This is a genomic window from Streptococcus mitis (genome assembly GCF_002096755.1).
In the GTDB taxonomy this organism is placed as follows: domain Bacteria; phylum Bacillota; class Bacilli; order Lactobacillales; family Streptococcaceae; genus Streptococcus; species Streptococcus mitis_AC.
In genome coordinates, this window is record NZ_NCVF01000021.1 from 77,476 (window position 1) to 91,807 (window position 14,332).

The following is a 14,332-nucleotide window of genomic DNA, read 5'->3' on the forward strand; positions in this document are numbered from 1 at the left end:
CTTCAATTTTACCTATTTTTGCACTTTAGGGCGTCCACCTTTCATTCCTATTGTTCAATTTTGGCCATTTTTTCACTTTAGATAGGCAGATATACCATTCTATTATGCAATTTTGCCTATTTTGAAACAATAGAAGGGCTGATTTTGTGATATAATGTTAAAAAACGTTAAAATGCGAGGATGACTACATATGAACTATAGAGAACTTAGAAAAATATACTACAGTCATCGTGACCAATATGAGGAAGAGTATCAACTACGCTTACAAGGATACAGTTTCATTAGAACATCTCTTTATCCTCATTTAATGCAACGCGATACTGTCAAAACAAGTCAATACCCTCTATTTGTTACCCTGCATCTAGGGATTTCCCAACTGATGGAAACTATCTCACAGCAGTCGCAACGAATTAGCAAAATAGCTGATACCCTCCCTAAGATTGCCCACGATCAGTTTTATAAGGAACAACTCTACCAATCGATTATTTCCACAAATGAAATCGAGGGTATCCATACTACTCGTAAAGAGTTGGTCGATGTGGAGAAACTCCTAGAGGAAGACCCCTATAAGACCGAACAGATCAAACATCTTTCCACTTTGCGAATGTACCAACAAATCCTTAATAATGAATTTCTCCAAATCCAATCTCTTGAAGATATCAGAAGGATTTATGACCAATTAACACAAGGAGAAATCTCACCAGAGGATGAACTCGATGGAGAGTTTTTTAGGCAGAAATCGGTCTTTATCCAAGACGACAAGACTGGCAAAGTCATCTATATCCCACCTCAAAAGGAGGAACAGATTCAGGTTATGCTGACAGAGTGGATTCGTTTTATAAACGACCATTCTATCCCAAACCTTATCAAGGCTTGTGCTGGACACTATTTTTTTGAAAATATCCATCCATTCTATGACGGTAACGGTCGGACAGGTCGCTATATCCTTGCCAAGTACTTGTCTAGAAAGCTCGATAAATTTTCGGGGTTGGTTTTGTCCCAACAAATCAATCACCATAAGCAAGACTATTATAAAGCTTTTAAGAATACTGGCGACCATCTCAACCGTGCCGATGCTACTTTCTTCGTTGAAACCTTGTTGACTTTTATTAAGGAAGGACAGGAAAATATTATCCAAACCCTCCTTGAAAAGCAGGAACAACTGCGTCGCTATAGAGTTAAGATAGAACAAACAGAAGGGCTGGAGGAAGTTGAGAAATACATCTTGTTTCTCCTCGCTCAGTCCAAGCTCTTTGTCGATGATAAGAGAGATGGTATAGAAGATAGAAGCATCATCCAACTGGCCAATCAGTCCAACCATCATTACTCTAAGAAAAAGGTCAAGGATGCTTTCTTGCATCTTGAAGAGAGGGGAATTTTGACCCTAATTAGTCGAAAACCTTCCCAACATTATCTTTCTGACCATTTTTAAACCTATCTCCCCCTTAGCGGTAGGATATCCTCTGAAATCACGCGCATATAGTCCTCTTTGAGGGCTTTTTTGTATTTGAGTTTTGGTAGTGCCTTGTCTCCGTGGGCTTCCTTATAGGCCAGATAGTCCTGAGACTCTGTGATGGCTTTTTCACCATTTTGCTTATCTCGTCCGATGCGGTAGTTGTCCACTACGAACTGGAGTTCATCCTCTCCTATCTGCCAATAATCTGCCGTTTCACGAATCTTTTGCTGGGTAGTTAGCTCAATCATCTCATCCAACTTATGGGTTACAGACTGTCCCTGATAACTCTTGGCATCAGCTTGGACATTCTGCCAGAGTTTGGAGATGAGGCTGGATAACTTGGGATTGGATTTGTTCAAATCTTCGATATAGTTATCTACCAGACTCTTTTCCTTTTTACCAATGAGGTTTTCCCGATTTTCGATTAGGGCTTGGATGAGAGAGAGAATATAGTGATAGTTTATCTCGTCGGTGCGGATGGATTCAAGCTCATACTCGATATCCAGTAACACACCTTCATCTTCTTGGTCTTCTTTTCTGCGTCTGCGGAGTTCTTCGATGACATTTTGATATTGACCAGCAAAGTTCTCGATGTCTTCTAGGCTGAGGCCAATCTCTCTGAGGATGACTTTCTCATCATAGTCCGAATAGACTTGTATAGAGGATAGGAGCTTATCAAACTCTTGAAAAGCCTTGGCAAAGCGTTTTAATTCTGCATCTGTCGCTGTATCCAAATCAGGCACCTGCTCTGGACTTGGAGCGATGGCTAGTAGTTGATGAACCTTCTCCAGAAACTTGGCCTTCTCCTCCTGCCATTCTGGGGCTAATACACTGGTTTCGCCACCATTTGAGTAGAGGCTCAGAGCTTCATCCACTTTTTCTTTAAAGCGGTCAGGCGTTTGGAAGGTAACGATTTGGCCGAATTTCTTGCCTTCATCAAAGAGGCGGTTGGTTCGTGAAAAGGCCTGAATGATATGCTGGGGTTTCATGGGTTGACGATCCATGAACAGGGTCGATAGGCAAGGGGCATCAAAGCCCGTCAACAAGCGATCCACAACGATAACCAGGTCCAACTGTTCCTCACGGAAGGCAAAGCGTTCTTTCTTACGGGCCAAACGATCGTTGAGGTCACTATTGTAGGAAGCAATGGTCGCTAGGCCAAAGTGGGTGCCAAACATGGCATTGTAGTCTTCTAGACTTTCCTCCATGTAGGCTTGGTTGACATATGAGTCTGCTTCATTTTCTGTCACAGAGTAGGTAATGGCAACCTTAGGAAAGTCTGGTAAGACCTTTTTAACATTTTCCGAAATGCTTAAAGACTTTTCTCCATTTTTGACTTGCTTGATCAAGTTATAATAGGCCTGCGCACGGGCAATGCTTTTGACGGTCAAAATGGCTTCGTAGGTTTTTCCTACCCCATTTTGGAAACCGAGTTTGCGTCTTGAGCGATTGAGAATGGCATCTAAAACAGCAAGCATGTGTCCTTCGTCATCATAGCGCTCCTCGTCAATCTCATCTTCTGCCCAACCAGGCATGGTCGTCTGATACTCCACATTAAAGCCAAGAACCGCCTTGTCATGAATGGCTTCTTTGACGGTATATTGGTGGAGGCAATCACCGTACTGCTCTTCGGTCGTCTGAGCAAGGTCTCCTTTTTGTTCACGTTTATTTTCTGTAAAGATAGGAGTCCCTGTAAAACCATACCAGAGAGAATTTGTAAAGAAATGCTCTAGGTGGCGCTGGCGTTCAGGAGTCACTGCGCGATGGCATTCATCGACGACAAAAGCTAGTTTGAGTTGCTTGATACGATTGTAAACCTTTTGATGACGCCCTTCATCAAACTGGCGAATCATAGCATTGATTTTCTGGATGGTCGTCACAACGACACGGCGGTCATCAGAAGCCAGATTTTTAACCAATTCCTGTGTATCATCGGTCTCGTCGATATCAATCATATCGTTCTCTGCGTAAGACTGAAAGGAACTGGTCGTCTGCTGGTCAAGGTCTGTCCTATCAATCACAAAGATTGTCTTTTCGATAGATGGAATCTGGAGCAGATTGCGCGAAACCTTATAGGAGGTCAGGGTCTTCCCTGAACCAGTTGTATGCCAAATATAGCCGGACTGGCGCTTACGACTGGCTTCACGGATGGCTTCAATGGCATGAACCTGATAGGGGCGCAATAAAATCAAGGCCTTCTTGTCATCATCGATGACAGAATACTGCATGACCATCTCATGAGCTCTCGGTATGGACAAGACAGACTCAGCAAAGTCAAATAGTTGAGGTTGGGGCCTATTTTCACTATCCACCCACTTGGTCAAGAAGCGTTCATTCAGCTTGTTGGCTTTGGCAGCTGCGATGTAGCGGGTGTCTGTGACATTAGAGACGACAAACATCTGAAGACTTGAAAAAATGCCTCTGAACTGTCCTTCTTGGTCGTATTTCTTAATCTGACGGAAGGCATCCATATAAGGATGAGAACGGCTTTTCAGTTCGATTTGAATCATGGGTAGTCCATTGATTAACAAAGTCACATCCCCACGACGCTGACGAATCCCTTCTCCGCCTGTGATGACTTGGTTGACAACCTCATAGCTCGATTTGCCACCAGCGACATTGTTTCTCCACAAGACTTCCAAGCGAATGGTACCTAGACTGGCATCTTCACGTTGAACCTGTACCTTGGCAATGCCATTTTCCCCTGCTATCCACTTGGCTGCTTCATAGAAGTTGACAAAATTGAGCTGGTTTTTGATTTGATTTTTCTCTGAATTTGTAAGGGGATGATCTTGCAAAATGCGGACATTATTGGCTTCCAGCTTGGCAAAAAAGTTTCCCCATAGGAGGTCTTCTGTATTTAACTCAGGTCGATACACCCATTGACTTTCTCCCTTTGTCAGCTGGTTGATTAAATCTCGCTCGATAGCCAATTCCTGTTTGGTTTTGGCTTTGCCTGCTATAGGAACAGCAGTCTCGTCTTTAGGAGAGAGTCTTTGGCTGATATGGAAATCCTGCAAGGCTGCTTGATTGAGATGTTGCAATTTTTCAAGAAGAGCTTGCTCCGTTCCTTTTATGGCTTGATAGGCTGCTGTCAGGTCTTTATCTGCATCTAGGTAGTGATGCGGGTTCTTCTTTATTTGGATATAGCCCTGCACCAAATCTTCTAAACGTCTCAGCTGAATAGCAAGCTGGTTCTGGAGTTCCTGAGAATTGCTTCCAGATGCTTCTTTCTGGTTGATAGCTTCTAGGTATTCTACGATGGCAGTATAACTAGGTTGCAACTCAGGTGCTGAAACGATGAGTTCTTGTTCTAATTCTTTTGATAAAGTGTACATCATGTCCATCCTCCACTTCTATCAGGCAAAAAGCCCACCAAAAAGATTGGTAGGTTTTGAAAATGGGTACGAGGACGCGAATGTAGCTCTCTGCATGGGACTTGTTTGCTTAACCATAGGGACTCTTCCTTTTCATTCATCCAAGGCGTTGCGACATCGAAAAAACAGCGCCTTTACTTCCTTCCATTGTATCATAAAAGACTAGTAGTGAAAAGGTTTTCTAGGGTATTCTCTCTAAATCTATTAATAATTCCCTGACCCTCAAACTTCTACTAAAACAAACAAAATCCCCTGCAAATCTACATTACAGGAGACTTGTGTATTATTCTTGTACTTCTTTCTGAGCGGCCTTGCCTTGTTCTAGAAGAGCTTGGACGATTTTCTCATCGCGTAGTTTGACAGAATCGTTGATCATTTCTGCGGACTTGACAATGGTTGTTTCTAGTTGGGCACGTTTCTGACGGCCCAATTCGATAGCTGCGACGATACCTTGGTTTTGAGCGACCAGACTTTCAGCCAGTTTGGTAACCGATTCGACAGCGACTGTCGGGCTTTGAGCAATTCGTTCCATTTGCGGAATCACTTCCTTACTGGTTTCAGCTAGCATCTGAAGTGCAGCATTATTGGCATTGACAATGGCATCTGCCACGACACCTGATTTCATTGATTGTTGCAAAATACCCAGTTGGGCAATGGAAAGCTTCATTGTTGGAATCGTATTGCGACGAAGCATGCCCAATTTTTGGCGCATATCAGATGACACCTTCACAAGATTGCGCATCTGAGGTGTTGTTGCCCAGGCAACATAGAGACGACTGACATACTCAGTATGTTGTTGTTCCAGTGTATTGACCACTTCTGCCATACGGGCCAATTCTTGTGACTTGGTCTGATATTCTACCGTACTTGTATCGAGTTGGTCAGCTTGGACCTTCAGTTCGGCAGCGCGATTACCAGCTTCTGTCTGGCTAGCTTCGATAAAGGAAATCACTCCCACTAGATTTTCAATGGATTTGGTATTGTCCTCAATCAACATCTCAGCAGAGACAATATTTCGGGCTAGCACATCTTCTTGCTTGACCACTGCGGCAGCCATACCATCGAGCTTTTGCTCCACTGTTTTTGAGTCAAAGTAAAATTCCTGTAGGGTATTCTTGCTCTTGTTAAACAATCGTTGCAAAAAGTTTGGCTTTTCTTCTAACTCAGCAATTTCAGCGTTCTTGTATTTGACGACAAAGCCTTGCAACTCACGGTTGGTGTTCTTGAGTAGATCATCCACTTGGGGAATCTGCAATTTCTTTTGTTCTGACAAGATACGATTGACTGTATTGTTCACGCCTTCTACAGCAGATTGTCCAAAATCCAAAAGAGCATTTTGATTTGTGACAAATTGGTCTACTAACTGGGGCACGTGCGCTTTGATTCCTTCTTGCTGCTCAGGGCTCAACTTTTCAAGGAAGGTCAAGGTCTGGTCTGAGCCAGTATTGGTCTCGATGATTTGGGTTGTTTTATCCACATTAGCTACCGTATTATTGGCAATCTGGTCAATATCAAAATTAAATTCTGTCATGGTTACTCCTTTGTTTCTAACCTATTCTTTACGATCTTTTTCTAGGATACGCAGACTGATATCAAAATCACGCATATCTGTTTCATTGAGTTCTCTCAAGACTTGGTCTAGCTCAAGGTCAAATTGTTCGATAGCTGCTTTAGCTTGCTCTAAGCGTTCTTCTGCCCGATTATAGTTCTTCGGATTGGCCTTAATCTTTAAATAACCTTCTAAAATCGTTTGGAATTTCTCCATCTTCAAACTATGAATGGCAGTCAATTCTTCCTTATCCCCTTCAGCAGAGGTAGCAATCTTGTCTAAAATAGCCTGATGGTCAACGGCAATATTAGCCAAGGTCTGGGATAATTCTGGAGCTAATTCCTCTGGCTCCGCATTTTCAAGATCTACCTGACTTTCCCTATCCAAACGTTCTAGCTGAACATCGATAGTTGCCCTTACTGTACGAACCTTTTTGTCAATACGGTTGTAAATATCAGCATCGATATAGGACTTGAGACGATCCGCCTCCTGATGGATTTCCCGTAGTTCGATCAATACTTGATTGGCCAGACTCTTATAGGACTCTGAGCCTTTTTCTACTAAAGTTTCCTCTAGTTGCTGAATGTCTTTGTCAGCCTGACGAATCCGAGCTTTTAAAAGCTCAATCCTATCGTCGAGAGAACGATCCTGCAAAAGAGGATAACGCCAACGTTTGTAGAGACGGTAACCGCCATAACCCAGTAGGACACAAGCCGCAAGCGGAAGAGCATATTGAACCAAGAGTCCCAACAAGAACAAGAAGCCCCAAAAATAGAGACAACCTTTCCAAAAACCATTACCCGATTTCATAAACATTCCTTATTTTCAATTTATAAGTCTATTTTAGCACAAAAGAGTAAAATGAGGGCGGAAATCCCCTAGAAAAGAGTTGATTTCTTTGCTGTAGAATGGAACTTGGTAGCGCGTGGGCTAATTTCAGTGAAGCGGACTCAAACCACAAACACACTCTGAGGAATATCAAAATAAAAGCTTGAAATATCGGAGGGGTTGTGTTAGAATTGGATTATAGTGATGATAATTGTCTAACAAGGCAACAAAAAGCCCCAACGTTCCCGCGTTGAGGTTTTTTGGCTTATTGCCCCTTAAAGGTTATTTCTTGCGTGAGTTAAGCCATTTCTCAAACAAGGTTGTCAAAATATTGACTACTAAGGGTGCTAGAAAAATTGTGATGATAATTTCTAACATCGGCAACACCTCCCTTCATTAAATTGAAGGGGCCAAAATATTATATCATACCAGATTTATATCATCAACATCGCTTAATTCTTGGCATAGATAGACTTAGATACGCAAATAATCTTACTAGCAAATCTCTGAACAAATCCAGAAATCAACATTTTAAGACAAAGCAAAAAGCCCACTGTTGTAGGCTTTCTGTAAGATATATCTTAAAATTAAAGCATTTTGTTGTAGAATTCAACGACAAGTGCTTCGTTGATTTCTGGGTTGATTTCGTCGCGTTCTGGCAAGCGAGTCAATGAACCTTCCAATTTTTCAGCGTCGAATGATACGAATGCTGGACGTCCAAGAGTAGCTTCTACTGCTTCAAGGATAGCTGGAACTTTCAATGATTTTTCACGAACTGAGATCACTTGACCTGGAGTTACGCGGTATGATGGGATATCAACACGTTTTCCGTCAACAAGGATGTGACCGTGGTTTACGAATTGACGAGCTTGACGACGAGTAGTCGCAAGACCAAGACGGTAAACAACGTTATCCAAACGACGTTCCAAAAGAAGTATGAAGTTGAAACCTAGGATTCCGCCTTTGATTTTTGTAGCTTGTACGAACAAGTTACGGAATTGTTTTTCACCTACACCGTAAGTGAAACGAAGTTTTTGTTTTTCAGCCAATTGCAAACCGTATTCTGACAATTTAGAACGGTTGTTTGGTCCGTGTTGTCCTGGTACGTAGTTACGACGTGCCAATTCTTTACCTGTACCTGTAAGTGAAAGGCCAAGGCGACGAGCTTGTTTCCAAGATGGTCCTGTATAACGTGACATGTGAATGTCCTCCTGATATAAATAATATTTCGGTGGAAATAGTCACTTAGAAAGCCCTGATTCGTGCAGATGCCCTTCGCCTAAACAGCCAAGGTTACTTATCATAAGACACCTGTTGACGAGCTTCATGCTTTCCTGCTGATATTTCGCACAAAATCCATTCTACCATGAATGGCTGGATTTGTAAAGGGGTTTTAAGCTTTATTTTCATTGCCAGAAAGGTTTAGAACGAGGGTAAAGGTGCTTCCTAGACCGTACTGGCTGCTGACTGTAATTTCCCCACCCAATTGATGGGCCAATTCACGCGCAATAGCAAGCCCTAAGCCATGACCACCTGTTTTCATGTTACGCGAAGTTTCTACACGATAAAGGCGTTTGAAAATATTCTCCAAATCCTCTGGGGCAATCCCCTGTCCCTCATCGGTCACACTGATTGAAAGCTGGTTATTTTTCAGCTTAGCCACCACTTCAAGCTTGGTTCCTGGAGCTGAGTATTTAAAAGCATTATTGACCAGATTCACCAAGATACGAGAAAGTTTGGCATAATCTCCTTCAATCCGGGCAGACTCTGGGATTACCTGCAAGTGGACATCTCGCTCCTCCTGCTCAATCAAGAACTGAAATTCACTCATGCACTCAATCAAGAGCTGGTCCAGAAAAATGCTGTCTTTGCTGGTCGTTTCGACCTGATTTCTAGCTGTGTTTAGGGTCAAAAAATTCAACTCCTCAACCAGTTTATTGAGTCTTTCAGTCTGGCGCCCAATGGTTGCTAGATAATGGTCCTGTTCTCCTTCCTTGATAACCCCATCCAAAATCCCTTCTACCGTCGCTTGGATCGAAGTGATGGGGGTCTTGATATCATGCGAAAGTTGAGCAATCATCAAGCCCTTTTCTCGTTCGCTTTCTTCCAAGGAATCAAATGTCGCCTGCAAATCATGGGACATTTCATTGAAAGCTTGGCCTAATTGCTGAAATTCTACAGGGCCTTGAACCTCCAGATTTGATGGAAAGTCCTTATCCGCTACCCGCTTGGCATGTTCCTTGAGTTTGCCCAATGAAGTAAAGACCGGCGATAGGAGAAAGAGACTAATCCCAGCACCGATAAAACTAGCCACTAGAGTCATACCCACGAGGAAATAAATTTCTCTTTCTTCAATTAGCATTCGCTGGATAGCCCAAAAAACCACGATAATCGTTAGGAGTGTTGAAATGACATACCCCACTAAAATATAACTTTTTAATTTCATTAACTACCTCGTGCTTTCTCAATTTTGTAGCCCAAGCCCCAGACGGTTTTGATGGTGGGTGTTTCTGAACTAGCATGTTTAGCCAACTCCTGTCGAAGAGCATGAATATGAACATTCAAGGTATTGGTGTCATCTACATAGTCTTCTTGCCAGACCTTTTCATAGAGGTCTGTCTTAGAGAAAACCCGCTCTGGATTGCTGGCTAAAAGCCATAGAAGTTCGAAGGATTTGACTGTCAAATCAAGCGCCACATCTCCGACTTGGACCTCATGGCTACCGTGATTCATCCGTAAATCCCCGAGACTGACGACTTCTGTCTCACCTCCACGATGAAGGCGACGTAAGATATTGTGGACACGCAAAACCAGCTCACGAGGGCTAAAGGGCTTGGCAATAAAGTCATCTGCCCCTAAGCTCAGGCCATAAATCTTGTCCTGCTCGCTAGTCTTAGCCGTGATAAAGAGAAAAGGCTGATCTGGAGATTGATACTGAACCTCACTAATCAAATCATAACCATCCATCCGAGGCATCATGATATCTGTAATAATCAAATCAATCGGTTTTCGCTTGAAGATTTCCAAGGCCTCTACTCCATCATGAGCTACCAAAACCTGATAGCCCGCCTGAACCAGATAGCGTTGATGAATATCTGTGATTTCCACCTCGTCGTCAACGAGTAAAATTGTCTTTCCCATCTGTCTCTCCTTTGAAAAAAACAGTGCTATACCACAATAGTATAACACTATTTTTATCTCTTTACGAACATTCTAATCGATATCTGGATTTTTCAAATCCTAGATAGAAAGTCTGTAACTAGACTAGTCATTTTCCTCTTTTTTAGCTTTCAAACCGAGTCCACCTAGAAGTCCGGCCAAAGCTAATCCAAAGAATCCAAGAGTAGCCATTGATGTTTGGGCTTCACCAGTATATGGAAGCATGTCTTTTTGATCTTTCATTTGATCAGCCATCATTGGACTTGATACCTTGTTATTAGATACCATCTTGCCTTCATCAGACATTTTGCTTGAGGCTGCTGGAGCTTGATCTTGTTTCATGCTTGGTGTTGCCATTGGCTGGCTAGCATCCATGGTTTTGTCCTGCTCTTTATTAGGCATCACCTTATCCTGACTAGCAGCTGGCATTTTAGATTTCATCTCATTGAGGGACTTATACCCATTTAAGTTCACTGTCAATTCTTTAGTCGCTACGAGGTTGCTCAAATCAACCTTGCCGTCTTTCGCACCGTAAACTTTGATGGTAGCTTTATAACTTTGTGTACCATTTTGTTTCAAGAGGTCAAGAAGCTCTTTATCTGATTTACCTTGGGTGCCGGCCAAGTCCACTTCGTAGAAGTAGAGACCTTTGCCCAAGTTTTCTACTGGTGGGAGAGCGGGGTTTTTAGCTGAACCGTTGTCTGACCATGGAGCTTTGTCTGATGCTTTCAAAATCAAGCGAGTCAACATACCGTCACCGGCGAAGAACTCGTAAGGAATAACTTGGTTGACACCAGCTGTGAATGGGCCTGGGAAATTGGCTTTGTCCAAGTAAGAGGCTGGAACATCCACTGTGTCTTTAATATTGTCAGCCACACCTTTTTGGACTTCAGCTGGAGTAGTCAAACCGTTCAAGTTGACATCCAAATCTTTTGTCGCTACGAGATTGCTCAAGTCTGCCTTGCCATCTTTAGCACCGTACACCTTGATAGTTGCCTTGTAACTTTGAGTACCGTTTTGTTTCAAGAGGTCAAGAAGATCTTTATCTGATTTGCCTTGAGTTCCTGCCAAGTCTACTTCATAGAAGTAAAGGCCTTTGCCCAATTTTTCTACTGGTGGAAGAGCTGGATTTTTAGCTGAACCATTGTCTGACCATGGAGCCTTGTCTGAAGCTTTCAAAATCAGACGAGTCAACATACCGTCACCGGCGAAGAATTCGTATGGGATGACTTGGTTGACACCAGCTGTGAATGGGCCTGGGAAGTTCGCTTTGTCCAAGTAAGTAGCTGGCACATCTACTGTGTCTTTAGTATTGTCAGCCACGCCTTTTTGGACTTCAGCTGGGGTAGTTGCTGGTTGCGCTTCATTTGCTTCACGGTCTTGTCCGGAAACTGTAGGCGCAGGATTTGTCGCAGGTTTAAGCGCATCTTCTGTTTCTTTCTTAGATTCTGGTTTTGCTTGCACTTCTTCTTTTGGCGCTACCACTTGGTCTTTATCAGCTACATTCACTTTTTCTGGAGAGCTTGTAGCATCCAAGCTTGCTTTAGGTGTTGCGTCTACCTGCTCTGATGGAAGAGCGGTATCGACTGCTTCTTTGAGAAGTTCTACTGGTAAGTCACTCTTTTCACTCACCGAAGTAGCATCTGGCATAACTTGAGCAGGGGTCGGATTGACCACATCAGCACGTACAGAACTTGGTTGACCAACTAGGACAAAAAAGCCACTGGCTACAACAACTGAGGCAACACCGACGCTAAGACGGCGGATAGACCAACGAGTATATCTTTGATTTGGATTGAATTTCATAGGATTCTCCTTAGAGTTTTTCTTTATTTGATGACTCTAGTATAATCTCCTAAAATTAAAAAGGATTAAGAAAAAGTTAAAATTTTCCTTAAATCCCTCTTATAAAATACTTATATTAATTGAATCCATAAACAGACTTGGTGATTTGATAGACGACATTGGAAAGTTTGCGAGCTGGCAAGACTGAATGTTTGGTCAAACGGCTCAACATAGTCTTACGGATAGCCTGAAAGACCTCTGGATTTTCCTGCTGAATATAGGTCCACAGCTCCCGTTTTTTTGCCAGATGCTCTGCTGTGCCTGCTCGATTGAGCAAGGCACTAGAAATCACCGTCGTGATTTCAATATGATTCAGCAGATACTCTCGCATTTTTGGGTGACTTACTTTAGATAAATCAAGCTGGTCTACCAAGAGTCGATTTACCTTGAGTTGCTGGTCAATGCGCTTAATCATCACTTGCTCATTGACAGACTGGTCCTCACGCCCAATCAAATAACGATAGAAATCGACAGGCAGATAGTACATGGTCTTGACCTGCTGAAGGGGGGTAAAGACAAAGAGATTATCGACATAAAAAGTATGCTCAGGCAGTTGGAACTGGCTCGCTCGCAACAAATCTGTCCGGTAAATCAGCGAGTGCATCATGATATACTGGCCTTTTGAGAAATTTCCGACCTGATCCCAGCCAAAAATCTGTTGGACAGGCAAGACTGACTCATAACTCATACTCTTCTTACGAGACTGACCTTCCTTTTCATAGACAAAATTGGTCACAAAGGCATCAACTTCCTGCCCCTCACTCTCTAGTTCCTGCAAGGTTTCAAGAATTTTTAAATAGGCACGAGGATCTACCCAGTCATCACTATCAACTACTTTAAAATAACGACCAGAAGCCTCCGCTAAGCCGCAATTGACGGCACCCCCATGGCCCTTATTTTCCTGATAGATAGCTCTAACGATGTTAGGATACTTGCTGGCTAAACGCTCAGCGATTTCCTGAGTCGGGTCCTGAGACCCATCATTGATAATCAAAATCTCAACTTGCTCACCACCAATCACTAGCGACTCCACGCAGTAATGAAGATAGGCTGCGGCATTATAGCTAGGAATGGCGATAGACAATAACTTCATAATCTACTCCTTTAGGGGACTGATTTTTTCTTATACTCAATGAAAATCAAAGAGCAAACTAGGAAACTAGCCGCAGGTTGCTCAAAGCACTGCTTTGAGGTTGCAGATAAGACTGACGAAGTCAGCTCAAAACACTGTTTTGAGGTTGTGGATAGAACTGACGAAGTCAGTAACCATACCTACGGCAAGGCAACGTTGACGTGGTTTGAAGAGATTTTCGAAGAGTATTACTCTCTTGTCACTTCTTTCTATTCTACCATAAAGTCCAGCCTTTGAAGAACTTTTACTAGAATACAAGGAGTCTGTCTCTATTTCCTATCTTGAACATTAAAAAAGAGGGAAATTCCCTCCTTACGAATTTAATTCTGCCAAGTCATCTAGATACTGGTTGTTAATGACTGCCAAGATATAGGCATCTGCCCTCAAGAGGTCACTAGGACCAAACTGGACATCCAAGGGTGAATTTTCTTGCTCACGAAATCCTAGGACATTGAGGTTGTATTTGCCACGTAGATCTAGCTGGCTCAGACTTTGACCTGCCCAAACACTCGGAATTTTCATCTCTACGATAGACACATTTTTATCCAGCTGAAAGACATCAACATTGTTATGAAAGAGAATGGTCTGCGCTAGAGACTGCCCCATTTCATACTCAGGTGAAATCACCGAGTCAGCACCGATTTTTTCTAGCACCTTCTTAGCTGTCTGGCTTTTGACCTTGGCAATAACCCTTGGTACTCCCAAGCTCTTACAATGCATAACTGCAAGCACACTCGACTCCAGATTTTCCCCTGTTGCCACTACAACCGTATCACATGTATCAATTCCTGCAGTTCTGAGGAGTTCCTCATCTGTAATATCACCCACAACTCCACGCGCCAAAACTGGCTCAAATTGATTGATACGCTCGGCGTGGTCGTCAATGGCAATAATATTCATATTTTGCTTGGCTAGGGCCGTCAGGACACTACTCCCGAAAATCCCCAAACCTAAAATTCCAATCGTACGATCTGACATCATTCTTC

10 protein-coding genes are annotated in these 14,332 nt (G+C 42.8%); 1 reads left to right on the top strand and 9 read right to left on the bottom strand.

All coding sequences use genetic code 11. The features are described from left to right. Positions 1–190: 190 nt before the first annotated feature. Positions 191–1,432 (top strand): Fic family protein, encoded by a 1,242-nt coding sequence (locus tag B7700_RS04170; RefSeq protein ID WP_084887325.1) that lies wholly within the window; start codon positions 191–193, stop codon positions 1,430–1,432. Between the two features lie 2 nt (positions 1,433–1,434). On the opposite strand, the gene B7700_RS04175 is transcribed toward B7700_RS04170, so the two are convergent. From B7700_RS04175 to B7700_RS04220, 9 genes are all read right to left on the bottom strand, one after another. Then, positions 1,435–4,803 (bottom strand): type I restriction endonuclease subunit R, encoded by a 3,369-nt coding sequence (locus B7700_RS04175; RefSeq protein WP_084887327.1) that lies wholly within the window; start codon positions 4,801–4,803, stop codon positions 1,435–1,437. 313 nt (positions 4,804–5,116) lie between these two features. Beyond that, entirely contained in the window at positions 5,117–6,364 is a 1,248-nt protein-coding gene (locus B7700_RS04180; RefSeq protein WP_084887329.1) for a toxic anion resistance protein, read from the bottom strand. Between the two features lie 21 nt (positions 6,365–6,385). Continuing rightward, positions 6,386–7,192, bottom strand: coding sequence for a coiled-coil domain-containing protein (locus B7700_RS04185; RefSeq protein ID WP_084887331.1), 807 nt, complete (start codon positions 7,190–7,192; stop codon positions 6,386–6,388). A gap of 605 nt (positions 7,193–7,797) precedes the next feature. Further along, on the bottom strand, positions 7,798–8,409 hold the full coding sequence (rpsD, locus tag B7700_RS04190) for a 30S ribosomal protein S4 (RefSeq protein WP_084887333.1): 612 nt from the start codon (positions 8,407–8,409) through the stop codon (positions 7,798–7,800). Positions 8,410–8,603: 194 nt separating this feature from the next. Then, on the bottom strand, positions 8,604–9,656 hold the full coding sequence (locus B7700_RS04195; RefSeq protein WP_084887335.1) for a sensor histidine kinase: 1,053 nt from the start codon (positions 9,654–9,656) through the stop codon (positions 8,604–8,606). Next, positions 9,656–10,351 (bottom strand): response regulator transcription factor, encoded by a 696-nt coding sequence (locus B7700_RS04200; protein ID WP_000520651.1) that lies wholly within the window; start codon positions 10,349–10,351, stop codon positions 9,656–9,658. Before B7700_RS04200 ends, B7700_RS04195 begins: the two co-directional genes overlap by 1 nt. A gap of 123 nt (positions 10,352–10,474) precedes the next feature. Next, positions 10,475–12,175 carry an SSURE domain-containing protein gene (locus B7700_RS04205; protein ID WP_084887338.1) on the bottom strand — a complete coding sequence of 567 codons (1,701 nt, stop codon included), beginning with the start codon at positions 12,173–12,175 and terminating at the stop codon, positions 10,475–10,477. A 115-nt stretch (positions 12,176–12,290) separates the two neighbouring features. Further along, positions 12,291–13,307: a glycosyltransferase family 2 protein gene (locus B7700_RS04210; protein ID WP_084887340.1), complete on the bottom strand. Its 1,017-nt coding sequence runs from the start codon at positions 13,305–13,307 to the stop codon at positions 12,291–12,293. Positions 13,308–13,658: 351 nt separating this feature from the next. Beyond that, entirely contained in the window at positions 13,659–14,324 is a 666-nt protein-coding gene (locus B7700_RS04220; protein ID WP_084887344.1) for a potassium channel family protein, read from the bottom strand. Between the last annotated feature and the right edge of the window lie 8 nt (positions 14,325–14,332).

Bases quoted from the DNA above. Each gene is read 5' to 3' on its own strand.
- B7700_RS04195 (WP_084887335.1), bottom strand. From the start codon at position 9,656: ATGAAATTAAAAAGTTATATTTTAGTGGGGTATGTCATTTCAACACTC.
- B7700_RS04170 (WP_084887325.1), top strand. From the start codon at position 191: ATGAACTATAGAGAACTTAGAAAAATATACTACAGTCATCGTGACCAA.
- B7700_RS04220 (WP_084887344.1), bottom strand. From the start codon at position 14,324: ATGTCAGATCGTACGATTGGAATTTTAGGTTTGGGGATTTTCGGGAGT.
- B7700_RS04205 (WP_084887338.1), bottom strand. From the start codon at position 12,175: ATGAAATTCAATCCAAATCAAAGATATACTCGTTGGTCTATCCGCCGT.
- B7700_RS04200 (WP_000520651.1), bottom strand. From the start codon at position 10,351: ATGGGAAAGACAATTTTACTCGTTGACGACGAGGTGGAAATCACAGAT.
- rpsD (WP_084887333.1), bottom strand. From the start codon at position 8,409: ATGTCACGTTATACAGGACCATCTTGGAAACAAGCTCGTCGCCTTGGC.
- B7700_RS04210 (WP_084887340.1), bottom strand. From the start codon at position 13,307: ATGAAGTTATTGTCTATCGCCATTCCTAGCTATAATGCCGCAGCCTAT.
- B7700_RS04185 (WP_084887331.1), bottom strand. From the start codon at position 7,192: ATGAAATCGGGTAATGGTTTTTGGAAAGGTTGTCTCTATTTTTGGGGC.
- B7700_RS04175 (WP_084887327.1), bottom strand. From the start codon at position 4,803: ATGGACATGATGTACACTTTATCAAAAGAATTAGAACAAGAACTCATC.
- B7700_RS04180 (WP_084887329.1), bottom strand. From the start codon at position 6,364: ATGACAGAATTTAATTTTGATATTGACCAGATTGCCAATAATACGGTA.